Raw genomic sequence first — 11,710 nt, 5'->3', positions numbered from 1 at the left:
CTCTTCCGAGTCCGGGGCCGCCCCTTGTCACGCGATCGGAACGCTTACGCGTCCTTCGAGAGGTTCGGGCCGGCTCCGCCCGTCGCCTGCTCGATCGGCGGGACGTCCGGCAGCGCCGACTTCTCCTCGCCGCGGAAGGTGAACGTCTTCGCCTCACCCTCGCCCTCGGTGTCCACGACCACGATGTGACCGGGGCGCAGCTCGCCGAAGAGGATCTTCTCGGAGAGCGAGTCCTCGATCTCGCGCTGGATCGTCCGGCGCAGCGGCCGGGCGCCCATCACGGGGTCGTAACCCTTCTTGGCGAGCAGCTCCTTCGCGGACTGGGAGAGCTCGAGGCCCATGTCCCGGTCCTTCAGGCGCTCGTCCACCCGGCTGATCATCAGGTCGACGATCTGCAGGATGTCGTCCTGGGTGAGCTGCGGGAAGACGATGATGTCGTCCACACGGTTCAGGAACTCCGGGCGGAAGTGCTGCTTCAGCTCGTCGCTGACCTTCGCCTTCATCCGCTCGTAGTTGGACTTCGTGTCGCCCTGAGCCGCGAAGCCCAGGTTGAAGCCCTTCGAGATGTCCCGGGTCCCGAGGTTGGTCGTCATGATGATGACCGTGTTCTTGAAGTCCACGACGCGGCCCTGGGAGTCGGTCAGTCGACCGTCCTCCAGGATCTGCAGAAGGGAATTGAAGATATCGGGGTGGGCCTTCTCGACCTCGTCGAAGAGGACGACGGAGAACGGCTTGCGGCGCACCTTCTCGGTGAGCTGGCCGCCCTCTTCGTAGCCCACGTATCCGGGGGGAGAACCGAAGAGACGGGAAACCGTGTGCTTCTCGCTGAACTCCGACATGTCGAGGGAGATCATCGCGTCCTCGTCGCCGAAGAGGAATTCGGCGAGCGCCTTGGACAGCTCGGTCTTACCGACACCGGACGGGCCGGCGAAGATGAACGAGCCACCGGGACGCTTCGGGTCCTTCAGACCGGCTCGCGTACGGCGGATCGCCCGCGAGAGGCCGATGACCGCGTCCTTCTGGCCGATGACGCGCTTGTGGAGCTCGTCCTCCATGCGGAGCAGGCGGCTCGACTCCTCCTCGGTCAGCTTGAAGACCGGGATGCCGGTGGCGGTCGCGAGGACCTCGGCGATCAGCTCGCCGTCGACCTCGGCGACGACGTCCATGTCGCCGGCCTTCCACTCCTTCTCCCGCTTGGCCTTCGCCGCCAGCAGCTGCTTCTCCTTGTCGCGGAGAGACGCCGCCTTCTCGAAGTCCTGGGAGTCGATCGCGGACTCCTTGTCCCGGCGGACGCCGGCGATCTTCTCGTCGAACTCGCGGAGGTCCGGCGGCGCGGTCATCCGGCGGATGCGCATCCGGGAACCGGCCTCGTCGATCAGGTCGATCGCCTTGTCCGGGAGGAAGCGGTCCGAGATGTACCGGTCGGCCAGGGTCGCGGCCTGGACGAGGGCCTCGTCCGTGATGGAGACCCGGTGGTGGGCCTCGTAGCGGTCGCGCAGACCCTTGAGGATCTCGATCGTGTGCGGCAGCGACGGCTCGGCGACCTGGATGGGCTGGAAGCGGCGCTCGAGGGCCGCGTCCTTCTCCAGGTACTTCCGGTACTCGTCCAGCGTGGTCGCACCGATGGTCTGGAGCTCACCACGGGCCAGCATGGGCTTGAGGATGCTGGCGGCGTCGATCGCGCCCTCGGCGGCACCCGCACCCACCAGGGTGTGGAGCTCGTCGATGAACAGGATGATGTCGCCGCGGGTGCGGATCTCCTTGAGGACCTTCTTCAGGCGCTCCTCGAAGTCACCGCGGTAGCGGGAGCCGGCGACCAGCGCGCCGAGGTCCAGGGTGTAGAGGTGCTTGTCCTTGAGGGTCTCGGGCACCTCGCCCTTGACGATGGCCTGCGCCAGCCCCTCGACGACGGCGGTCTTGCCGACGCCGGGCTCGCCGATGAGGACCGGGTTGTTCTTCGTGCGGCGGGACAGCACCTGCATGACCCGCTCGATCTCCTTCTCGCGCCCGATGACCGGGTCGAGCTTGGATTCGCGGGCCGCCTGGGTGAGGTTCCGGCCGAACTGGTCGAGGACCAGGGACGTCGAGGGGGTGCCCTCGGCAGGACCGCCGGCCGTGGCGGCTTCCTTGCCCTGGTAGCCGGAGAGCAGCTGGATGACCTGCTGCCGCACCCGGTTGAGATCGGCGCCCAGCTTCACGAGGACCTGGGCGGCGACGCCCTCGCCCTCGCGGATCAGGCCGAGCAGGATGTGCTCGGTGCCGATGTAGTTGTGGCCGAGCTGGAGGGCCTCGCGGAGCGACAGCTCCAGGACCTTCTTGGCACGCGGGGTGAAGGGGATGTGGCCGGACGGGGCCTGCTGCCCCTGCCCGATGATCTCCTCAACCTGCTGGCGGACCGCCTCGAGCGAAATCCCGAGGCTCTCCAGGGCCTTAGCGGCGACACCCTCACCCTCGTGGATAAGGCCCAGGAGGATGTGCTCGGTGCCGATGTAGTTGTGGTTGAGCATCCGGGCTTCTTCCTGAGCCAGGACGACAACCCGCCGCGCGCGGTCGGTGAACCTCTCGAACATCGTTAATCGCTCCTCAGAGCGGTCAGTCAGTTAGGGGTCGATCCCCTCCCTGTCCTTCCGCAGCTTAGTCCCGCAAGCGGGGACCGCTCATTCCAACTGCCGACATCCGTCCGGATCACCCCCTCTCAAGCGGGGAGACCTGCTGCCGAACAGCCGACAAATGCTCCAACCCGATGGTGCGAGACGATGTTCCCGCAGGCCAAGCAGTTACCCACGCCTTCTGTACGCCGATGGCGAACGTGAGACGCCAAAGCCCGCAAGTCGTCCCTCCTCACTAGGAATGTCTTACCCGTAAGCACCGACACTCCATGCGGCACACCCCGGTTCCCTCCGCTACGGGCGAACATCCTTGCGCTCTCGAATGCACCCGTACGCCCCCATCATGGACACTCTGCGCACCGGATCAAGGACGCTGGGTCATCACGGGAGCACCGCAGGCGTAACCAACGAGCCCTCGTGGGAGTTCCCCGGACATGGCCCTCACCGTTCCGCTCCCCCGCTCGCCGATCGACGGCGACCTGGTGCGGTGGTACGAGCAGGAGCTCGGCTGGGCGGCTGTGGACGGCCCGCCGGTGCAGCTGGTCACGGGGTCGCGCTTCGATGTCCTGGAGCTGCCCGCCGCGGCCGGCCGGGCGGTGCTGCGCAGACATGGCAGGGCCACAGGGCCGGTGGCCCTCATGGGACGCAGAATGCGGCTGCTCGTCGCCGCCGGGAGCGCGGAGGAGCTGCCGGGTCTGCTCGACTGGCTGGAGTGGGGCGGGATCTCACTGGATCTCGTCGCGCTGGGCGCGGGCGGCCGGATGACCGCCCCCATTCCCCCAGGACGGAGCGGTTCCGGCGCGCCGGGCGCCGCGGTGTGGCTGCGTGCCCCCGAGCCGCGCCGGGCAGGGGAATGCACGCTGCCCGCCCTGCGGGCCGCCGCGCGGGGCGATGCGGGCGCCCCCTGTCTCGTACGGCTCGTGGCCGCCGCCGCGGCGGAGTGCCACCGGGTGCGGCTGCTGAGTGCCCGTCCTCACGGATCGGCGCCTCAGCAGCTGGCGCCTCAGCGGTTCGCGTCCTCGTAGGCAGCCTTGATCTCCGCCGGGACACGGCCGCGGTCGTTCACGTTGTAGCCGTTCTCCTTGGCCCACGCACGGATCTTCGCGGTGTCCGGGCTGCCACCGGTGGCGACCCGGCCCTTGCCACGCGTACCGGCGCTGCGGCCACCGGTGCGCCGACCGCTCTTGGTGTACGGCTCGAGCAGGCCACGGAGCTTGTCCGCGTTGGCGGTGGTGAGGTCGATCTCGTAGGTCTTGCCGTCCAGCGCGAACGTCACGGTCTCGTCCGCCTCGACACCGTCGAGGTCATCGACAAGAAGGACCTGAACCTTCTGTGCCACCGGATTTCCTTTCATCGAAAATGCAGTACGCGGAAAGGAAACCGCTTTTCCCGGAAAAACACAAACCCCTGGCAGAGGTTCAGAAGCCCGGGAACGCGGGAAACGTGCGCGATTCGGACATAGGGTTCCCAGTGCTCGCCACGATCACAGATGCAGAAGCATCCGGCTGTTGCCCAAGGTGTTCGGCTTCACTCGTTCGAGACCGAGGAACTCGGCGACACCCTCGTCATAGGAACGCAGGAGCTCGCTGTAGACATCTCCGTCGACCGGAGTCTCGCCGATCTCGACGAAGCCGTGCTTCCCGAAAAAGTCGACTTCGAAGGTCAGGCAGAATACCCGGCGCACGCCGAGCCAACGGGCGGTGTGCAGCAACTTGTCGAGCACGTGATGTCCGACACCGGCGCCCTTGAACTCGGGATCGACGGCGAGAGTACGCACTTCGGCAAGGTCTTCCCACATCACATGGAGTGCGCCGCAGCCGACCACCACCGCGTCCTCGTCGCGTTCGGCGACCCAGAACTCCTGGATGTCCTCGTAAAGCGTCACGGTCGCTTTGTCGAGCAGGATGCCCCGGCGGACGTACGGGTCGACAAGGCGGCGCACGGCGGCGACATCACTGGTGCGGGCACGACGTACGGTGACGGCTTTTGAAGCGGTGGAGGACGACGACATGGGGGGACGTTATCGCTCCGGGGCCGCCGTACCGTCGCCACCCTCGTCGGCGGTCTCACCGGTGGTCTCGGCGGCGGGAGCGGCGGTGGCTGCGTCGGGGGTCTCCGCCTGTGGGGGCGGGTCCTCGGGGATGTTGTGCCCGACGATGCGGATCGCGTCGCTCAGCGCCTCTCGCTGCTCGCTCGACATCATGCCGAAGAAGGCGACGAGGGCGGCGGCCGGGTTGTCGCTCTGGGACCAGGCTTCGTTCATCAGTGCGGCCGAGTAGGCGGCGCGGGTGGAGACCGCCGTATATCGATAGGCGCGGCCGTCGACTTCCCTGCGTACCCAGCCCTTCTGATGGAGATTGTCCATTACCGTCATGACGGTGGTGTAGGCGATGGACCGTTCCTGCTGGAGATCCTCCAGGACTTCCCGGACGGTCACCGGGCGGTTCCATTGCCAGACGCGTGTCATGACGGCGTCTTCGAGCTCTCCCAATTGACGGGGCACACCGCCACCATAGTCCGCGAACCGGGAATGGCTGGTTATTGACGGAGGAAACGCAACAAAAAGGACGTACGACATGAAAACTGTCGTACGTCCTCTGTGGGCGGTTCCGGTGCTACGAGGCGTTGCCTCCGGCCTGGCGGGTGGCCTCGGCGCGGGCGAGGGCGGCGTCCACGGCCGCGTCCTCCTTGGCCTTGTTGGGGCCGCCCTGGCTCTTCACGATCGTGACGACGAGGCCGATGAAGAAGGCGGCCATCACGACGGGGGGCAGGAGCGCGGATACGTAGTCCATGCCGACCAGAGTAGCTATCCGGCGACGCGTTCCTCGGGTGGGGGCGGGGGTACGGGGCGTCGGCGCGGCGGGAACACCTCGGAGGGCTTGGGCGCGGGCCGCTTGATGGGGGTGGGCGGTTTCGGGGTGGTGGGCTTGGGCTCGTCGGCGGCGGCGCGACCGCCCGGGAGGGCGAGCAGCCGGGTGCGTGGCGCGGGCGCCATGGTCAGGGAGGCGCGGACGAGACGGGCCCGTACGGAGCGCTCGGCGAGCACCTGGCAGCGCTCCAGGAGTGCGGCGGCCCGGGTGTTCGCACGCAGGGCGCGCAGGGCGGCGAGGTCGTCGGCGTCGGGGTCGTAGCCGGCGGCGAGGGCGTCCTGGAGGAGCTCCAGATAGCTCGGGAGCGACCCGGGCAGGGCCTCGCGGTAGCGGGTCAGGTCGGCGAGCAGGAAGGCGCGCAGCCGGCCGGCCTCGCGGACGGCGTCGTCCACGGATTCGGCGAGGCGCAGGCAGTCCTGGACGTCCTCGTCCTGAAGGGGGGCAGGGTTGAGGGCGGTGGCAAGGGCGCGTCGGAGCACACGCAGCTCGTCCGCGCTGAACGCCATGCCGCCGCGGGATCCGTATGGCGTGGGCATGGGGTGACGATACGCGCTAATCGGACAAATTTCGTTTACCGATGATCTCGGCGCGTTGCCCTCGGGGCGGGCGGCGGACCGGGGTGCCGAGTGCGGGCCGGTGGGGGTGCGTACCCCCACCGGGGCCCGGGCTCCGGGTCCGGCGGCAGTCGCCGCCGGCGGCTACATCCGCGAGACGTTGCGTTCGTACACCAGGCGCAGGCCGATCAGGGTCAGCCAGGGCTCGTGCTCGTCGATCTCCTTGGCGTCGGCCAGGACCATCGGGGCGAGGCCGCCCGTCGCGATCACCGTCACGGTGGAGGGGTCGCCGTCCCGGCCGACCAGTTCGCGCTTCATCCGGGACACCACGCCGTCGACCTGACCCGCGTAGCCGTAGACGATGCCCGACTGCATCGCCTCGACCGTGTTCTTGCCGATCACGCTGCGCGGCCGGGCCAGCTCGATCTTGCGGAGCATGGCGCCCTTGACGCCCAGCGCCTCGACCGAGATCTCGATGCCGGGCGCGATCGCCCCGCCCGCGTACTCGCCGCGCGCGCTGATCGCGTCGTACGTCGTCGCCGTGCCGAAGTCGACCACGATCGCCGGGCCGCCGTAGAGCTCGACCGCCGCGACCGCGTTGATGATGCGGTCGGCGCCGACCTCCTTGGGGTTGTCCGTGAGGATCGGAACGCCCGTCTTGACGCCGGGCTCGACCAGGACGGCCGGGACGTCGCCGTAGTACCGCCGCGTCACCTCGCGCAGCTCGTGCAGCACCGAGGGCACGGTCGCACAGATCGCGATTCCCTCGATGCCGTCGCTCAGCTCGACGCCGAGCAGCGGATGCATGCCCATGAGGCCCTGGAGCAGGACCGCCATCTCGTCGGCGGTGCGGCGCGGGTCGGTCGAGATGCGCCAGTGCTCGACGATCTCCTCCCCGTCGAAGAGACCCAGAACCGTGTGCGTGTTGCCGACGTCGATGGTGAGCAGCATCAGCCCCGCACCTCGCGCAGGTCGAGGCCGATGTCGAGGATCGGGGACGAGTGCGTGAGCCCGCCCACCGCGAGGTAGTCCACGCCGGTCGCCGCGTACGCCGCCGCGTTCTCCAGCGTGAGGCGGCCGGAGGACTCCAGGACGGCGCGGCCGGCAACCAGGGCGACGGCCTCCTCGGTCTCCATGGGGGTGAAGTTGTCGAGCAGGATCAGGTCGGCGCCCGCGTCGAGGACCTCGCGGACCTGGTGCAGCGTGTCGACCTCGACCTCGATCGGCAGGTCCGGGAACAGCTCGCGCACGGCCTTGAAGGCCTGCGCGACGCCGCCGGCCGCCACCACGTGGTTGTCCTTGACCAGCGCGGCGTCCGACAGCGACATGCGGTGGTTGACGCCGCCGCCGCAGCGCACCGCGTACTTCTCCAGCGCGCGCAGGCCGGGCGTGGTCTTGCGGGTGTCGCGGACCCGGGCCTTGGTGCCCTCCAGGACGTCGGCCCACGCGCGCGTGGCGGTGGCGATGCCGGAGAGGCGGCACAGGATGTTCAGCGCGCTGCGCTCACCGGTGAGCAGGTCGCGGGTGCGCGTGGTGACGCTCAGCAGCTTCTGGCCGGCCTCGACGCGCTCGCCGTCCTCGACGTGCCGCTCGACCTCGAAGGTCTCCGTGCAGACGATGGACAGCACCGCCTCGGCAACCCGCAGACCGGCCACGACGCCGGCCTCCCGGGCGGTGAAGTCGGCCGTGGCGATCGCGTCCTCGGGGACGGTCGCGACGGTCGTCACGTCCACCCCGCCGTCGAGGTCCTCCTCGATCGCCAGGTGGGCGATGTCCTCGACCTGGACCGGGTCGAGCCCGGCGTCGGCGAGGAGCTGCGCGAGCGCGGGGTCGAGCCCGCACTCGTACACCTCGTCGCCGTCGGCGCAGCCGCAGCCGTCACCGCAGCCACCCGCGTCCTCGGCGGGGGCGCTGATCTGGATCAGGGGTACGTCCACGGGCTGCGGACGTGCTTCTTCGGGCGTGCTCACGACTGCGGCTCCCTGGTTGCGTCGGGGGTTACTGGCGGAAAGTCTGCGGTGGCGGTACGGCGGACGACGAGCCGTCGGTCCGAGGTGAGGCGCACGACCAGATGGCGCTGCCAGTCCTCGTCGCGCTCGGGGTGGTCCTCGCGCCAGTGGCAGCCGCGGGTCTCCTCGCGCGCCAGGGCAGCGGCGACCAGCACCCGCGCGACGCACAGGAGGTTCGTGGTCTCCCAGGACTCGACGCCCGGCTCGGCCGCCTTGCCCAGGTGGTCCTCCGCCGCCGTGAGGCTCAGCGCCTCCAGGGCGTCGGCGGCGTCCCCGAGGCTCTCGGCGGACCTCAGCACTCCGGCGTCCGCGCTCATGATCCGCTGGATGCGGACGCGGGTCTCGGGTGCGAGCAGCGGCAGCACCCGCTCGGTGGCGGACACCACCGGCAGGCCCTCGCGGTGCGGGCCGAGCGTGGCGATGTCCTCGGCGATGCGCTCGGCGAAGACCAGGCCCTCGAGGAGCGAGTTCGAGGCGAGCCGGTTGGCGCCGTGGACGCCCGTACAGGCCACCTCGCCGCACGCGTAGAGGCCCGGGACGGTGGTCCGGCCCGTCAGGTCGGTGCGGACGCCGCCGGAGGCGTAGTGGGCCGCCGGGGCGACCGGGATCGGCTCGGTGACGGGGTCGATGCCATGGGCGCGGCAGGCGGCCAGGATGGTGGGGAACCGGTTCTCCCACATCTCGGCGCCGAAGTGCCGGGCGTCCAGGTACATGTGCTCCGCGCCCTGCTCCTGCATCCGGCGCATGATCGCCTTGGCGACGATGTCGCGGGGGGCGAGCTCGGCCAGCTCGTGCTGCCCGAGCATGAAGCGGACCCCGTCGGCGTCGACGAGATGGGCGCCCTCGCCCCGTACCGCCTCGGAGACCAGCGGCTGCTGGCCCTCGGAGTCGGCGCCGAGGAAGAGCACGGTGGGGTGGAACTGGACGAACTCGAGGTCGGAGACCTCGGCCCCGGCGCGCAGGGCGAGCGCGACGCCGTCGCCGGTGGAGACGGCCGGGTTGGTGGTGGCGGAGAAGACCTGGCCCATGCCGCCGGTGGCGAGGACCACGGCGGGGGCGTGGACGGCGCCGACGCCGTCGTGCTGGCCCTCCCCCATGACGTGCAGAGTGACGCCCGCCGTGCGGCCCTCCGCGTCCTTGAGGAGGTCCAGGACGAGGGCGTGCTCGATGGTGCGCAGTCCCCCGTCCCGTATCGCCTCGACGAGGGCACGGGAGATCTCGGCGCCGGTGGCGTCGCCGCCTGCGTGCGCGATCCGGCGGCGGTGGTGGCCGCCCTCGCGGGTCAGCGCGATCTCGCCGTCGGCGGTCTTGTCGAAGTCGGCGCCGGTGGCGATCAGCCGGCGGACGGCGTCGGGGCCTTCGGTGACGAGGAGCCGTACGGCCTCGGTGTCGCAGAGCCCGGCGCCGGCCACGAGGGTGTCGTCGAGGTGCTGCTCGGGGGTGTCGCCGTCGCCGAGCGCGGCGGCGATGCCGCCCTGCGCCCAGCGGGTGGAGCCGTCGTCCAGGCGGGCCTTGGTGACGACGACCGTGCGCAGTCCGGCGGCCGTGCAGCGCAGGGCCGCGGTCAGCCCCGCGACGCCGGAGCCGACCACGACGACATCGGCGTCGATGGACCAGCCCGGCGCGGGCGCGTGCAGCCGTATTCCGGTCACTTGGTGGCTCCGAAGGTCAGCGGGATGTTGTCGATCAGCCGCGTCCGGCCCACGCGCGCGGCGACGGCGAGGATCGCCTCGCCGTCGTGGTCGTCGGCGACCTCGGTGAAGTCGGACGGGTCGACCAGGGCGAGGTAGTCGAGAGTGAGCGGCGGCTCGGCCTTCGCCGCGTCGTCGAGGACGGCGCGGGCCGCGGCCCGTACGGCTTCGGCGCCGCCGCCCTCGGCCGCCTGGGCCACCGCGTGGGCGTCGGCCGCGGCGCGGGCCTCGCCGAGCCGGGAGAGCGCCTCCGCGCGGGTCTCGGCACGGTTCTGCGCGCCGGGCAGCGAGTCGGCACGCGCGCGCAGCGCGTGCTGGGCGGCGAGCCGGTCGCTCGCCGCGAACAGGGCGCGGGAGAGGGCGAGGGCGGTGCGCCGCTCGCCGTCGGAGAGGTAGCGGTTACGGCTGGACAGGGCCAGGCCGTCGGCCTCGCGAACGGTCGGCACGCCGACGATCTCGACCGGGAAGTTCAGGTCGCGGACCATCCGGCGGATCAGGGCCAGCTGCTGGGCGTCCTTCTGGCCGAAGAAGGCCACGTCCGGCCGGGTGAGGTGGAGCAGCTTGGCGACGACGGTGAGCATCCCGTCGAAGTGGCCGGGCCGGGAGGCGCCTTCGAGGCGCTCGCCCATGGGTCCCGCGGTGATCCGGACCTGGGGCTCCCCGCCGGGGTAGACCTCGTCGACGGCGGGCGCGAAGACCGTGTCGGCGCCGGCCTCCTCGGCGGTCTTGAGGTCGGCCTCCAGCGTGCGGGGGTAGCGGTCGAGGTCCTCGCCGGCGCCGAACTGGAGCGGGTTGACGAAGACGGTGACGACGACGACGCCGTCGGGTCCGACGTACTCGCGGGCGGTACGGACGAGGGTGGCGTGGCCCTCGTGGAGCGCGCCCATGGTCATGACGACGGCGGTGCGGCTGTTTTCGGCCGCTCGGGAGCGCGCGCCCAGGGCGTGGAGCTCGTCTGCCGTGCGGACCAGCGCGAAGGTCGCTGACTTCATCGGGCTTCCCCCTCTGCGAGCACGCCCAGGAGGTCCTCGGCCAGCTCGGGCTTGAGCAGTCCGTGCGCGAGCGCCCGGTCCGCGGTCGTGCGGGCCATCGCCAGATAGCCGGCGACGGTGCCCGGCGCGTGCTTGCGCAGCTCGGCGACGTGGGCGGCGACCGTGCCCGCGTCACCGCGCGCGACGGGGCCGGTCAGGGCCGCGTCGCCCGAACGCAGGGCGTTGTCCAGCGCGGCGCCCAGGAGGGGGCCGAGCATCCGGTCGGGGGCGGCGACCCCGGCCGTACGGAGCAGCTCCATCGACTGGGCGACGAGCGTGACCAGGTGGTTCGCGCCGAGGGCGAGGGCCGCGTGGTAGAGCGGGCGGGCCTCCTCCTCGATCCACTCGGGCTCGCCGCCCATCTCGATGACCAGGGCCTCGGCGGCGAGCCGCAGCTCCTGCGGCGCGGTCACCCCGAAGGAGCAGCCGGCCAGCCGCTGCACGTCGACGGAGGTCCCGGTGAAGGTCATGGCGGGGTGCAGGGCGAGCGGCAGCGCGCCGGCGCGGCGCGCGGGGTCCATGACCTGCACGCCGTACCGCCCGGAGGTGTGCACGAGCAGCTGCCCGGGTCGTACGGCCCCGGTCTCCGCGAGGCCCTCGACCAGGCCGGGCAGGGCGTCGTCGGGCACGGTCAGGAGCACCAGCTCGGCGCGGGCGAGGACCTGGGCGGGCGGCATGATCGGCACGTCGGGCAGCAGGGTGGCGGCGCGGCGCACGGACGCGTCGGAGACCGCGGAGACGGCGACGGGGCGGTGTCCCGCGAGCTGGAGAGCGGCGGCGAGGGCGGGGCCCACCCGGCCGGCTCCGACGACTCCGACGGTGAGTCGCGCGGGACGGTCTTCCGCTCGGGGTTCTGCTGGATGGTTCACGCGGCAACGGCCTTCCGTTCCAGTCCGCGGGGGGTACCGGACGATTTCTGGTCATGCTACGCCAGCGTTTCGCGCTC

General features: G+C 71.0%; 12 protein-coding genes. 1 reads left to right on the top strand and 11 read right to left on the bottom strand.

Features of this window, described 5'->3' with window-relative positions; all coding sequences use genetic code 11:
- Window positions 1–44: 44 nt before the first annotated feature.
- Window positions 45–2,570, bottom strand: coding sequence for an ATP-dependent Clp protease ATP-binding subunit (locus ACFV9D_RS22030; RefSeq protein ID WP_385148638.1), 2,526 nt, complete (start codon window positions 2,568–2,570; stop codon window positions 45–47).
- A gap of 473 nt (window positions 2,571–3,043) precedes the next feature.
- Between ACFV9D_RS22030 and ACFV9D_RS22025 the strand changes: the two genes are divergently transcribed.
- Window positions 3,044–3,634: an SCO3374 family protein gene (locus ACFV9D_RS22025; RefSeq protein WP_385148635.1), complete on the top strand. Its 591-nt coding sequence runs from the start codon at window positions 3,044–3,046 to the stop codon at window positions 3,632–3,634.
- Here ACFV9D_RS22025 and ACFV9D_RS22020 read toward each other — a convergent pair.
- From ACFV9D_RS22020 to ACFV9D_RS21975, 10 genes are all read right to left on the bottom strand, one after another.
- Window positions 3,613–3,948 (bottom strand): Lsr2 family protein, encoded by a 336-nt coding sequence (locus ACFV9D_RS22020; protein WP_215072751.1) that lies wholly within the window; start codon window positions 3,946–3,948, stop codon window positions 3,613–3,615. The two genes, ACFV9D_RS22025 and ACFV9D_RS22020, sit on opposite strands and share 22 nt — an antisense overlap.
- Window positions 3,949–4,092: 144 nt before the next feature.
- The gene (locus tag ACFV9D_RS22015; RefSeq protein WP_385148632.1) at window positions 4,093–4,620 is read right to left on the bottom strand and encodes an amino-acid N-acetyltransferase; all 528 of its coding nucleotides are present in this window, start codon (window positions 4,618–4,620) and stop codon (window positions 4,093–4,095) included.
- 9 nt (window positions 4,621–4,629) lie between these two features.
- Window positions 4,630–5,112, bottom strand: coding sequence for a BlaI/MecI/CopY family transcriptional regulator (locus ACFV9D_RS22010; protein ID WP_385148629.1), 483 nt, complete (start codon window positions 5,110–5,112; stop codon window positions 4,630–4,632).
- Between the two features lie 112 nt (window positions 5,113–5,224).
- Window positions 5,225–5,401, bottom strand: a complete 177-nt coding sequence (locus tag ACFV9D_RS22005; protein ID WP_385148626.1) for a hypothetical protein — start codon at window positions 5,399–5,401, stop codon at window positions 5,225–5,227.
- Window positions 5,402–5,415: 14 nt separating this feature from the next.
- Window positions 5,416–5,985 carry a hypothetical protein gene (locus ACFV9D_RS22000; protein WP_385148660.1) on the bottom strand — a complete coding sequence of 190 codons (570 nt, stop codon included), beginning with the start codon at window positions 5,983–5,985 and terminating at the stop codon, window positions 5,416–5,418.
- 192 nt (window positions 5,986–6,177) lie between these two features.
- On the bottom strand, window positions 6,178–6,984 hold the full coding sequence (locus ACFV9D_RS21995; protein WP_385148623.1) for a type III pantothenate kinase: 807 nt from the start codon (window positions 6,982–6,984) through the stop codon (window positions 6,178–6,180).
- Window positions 6,984–8,003: a carboxylating nicotinate-nucleotide diphosphorylase gene (gene nadC, locus ACFV9D_RS21990; protein WP_385148620.1), complete on the bottom strand. Its 1,020-nt coding sequence runs from the start codon at window positions 8,001–8,003 to the stop codon at window positions 6,984–6,986. Before nadC ends, ACFV9D_RS21995 begins: the two co-directional genes overlap by 1 nt.
- Complete coding sequence (locus tag ACFV9D_RS21985) at window positions 8,000–9,694, bottom strand: L-aspartate oxidase (RefSeq protein WP_385148617.1); 1,695 nt, start codon at window positions 9,692–9,694, stop codon at window positions 8,000–8,002. Before ACFV9D_RS21985 ends, nadC begins: the two co-directional genes overlap by 4 nt.
- On the bottom strand, window positions 9,691–10,725 hold the full coding sequence (gene panC, locus ACFV9D_RS21980) for a pantoate--beta-alanine ligase (protein ID WP_385148615.1): 1,035 nt from the start codon (window positions 10,723–10,725) through the stop codon (window positions 9,691–9,693). The genes ACFV9D_RS21985 and panC overlap by 4 nt, the downstream gene beginning before the upstream one ends.
- Window positions 10,722–11,633, bottom strand: coding sequence for a Rossmann-like and DUF2520 domain-containing protein (locus ACFV9D_RS21975; RefSeq protein WP_385148612.1), 912 nt, complete (start codon window positions 11,631–11,633; stop codon window positions 10,722–10,724). The genes panC and ACFV9D_RS21975 overlap by 4 nt, the downstream gene beginning before the upstream one ends.
- Window positions 11,634–11,710: the final 77 nt, after the last annotated feature.

This window comes from Streptomyces sp. NPDC059875 (assembly GCF_042731085.1).
Lineage (GTDB): Bacteria > Actinomycetota > Actinomycetes > Streptomycetales > Streptomycetaceae > Streptomyces.
This window is presented reverse-complemented; position numbering and strand designations above follow the sequence as displayed.

Excerpts from the sequence above, each read along its gene's own strand:
- ACFV9D_RS22025 (WP_385148635.1), top strand. The coding sequence starts at position 3,044 with ATGGCCCTCACCGTTCCGCTCCCCCGCTCGCCGATCGACGGCGACCTG.
- ACFV9D_RS22000 (WP_385148660.1), bottom strand. The coding sequence starts at position 5,985 with ATGGCGTTCAGCGCGGACGAGCTGCGTGTGCTCCGACGCGCCCTTGCC.
- ACFV9D_RS22030 (WP_385148638.1), bottom strand. The coding sequence starts at position 2,570 with ATGTTCGAGAGGTTCACCGACCGCGCGCGGCGGGTTGTCGTCCTGGCT.
- ACFV9D_RS21995 (WP_385148623.1), bottom strand. The coding sequence starts at position 6,984 with ATGCTGCTCACCATCGACGTCGGCAACACGCACACGGTTCTGGGTCTC.
- panC (WP_385148615.1), bottom strand. The coding sequence starts at position 10,725 with ATGAAGTCAGCGACCTTCGCGCTGGTCCGCACGGCAGACGAGCTCCAC.
- ACFV9D_RS22015 (WP_385148632.1), bottom strand. The coding sequence starts at position 4,620 with ATGTCGTCGTCCTCCACCGCTTCAAAAGCCGTCACCGTACGTCGTGCC.
- ACFV9D_RS22005 (WP_385148626.1), bottom strand. The coding sequence starts at position 5,401 with ATGGACTACGTATCCGCGCTCCTGCCCCCCGTCGTGATGGCCGCCTTC.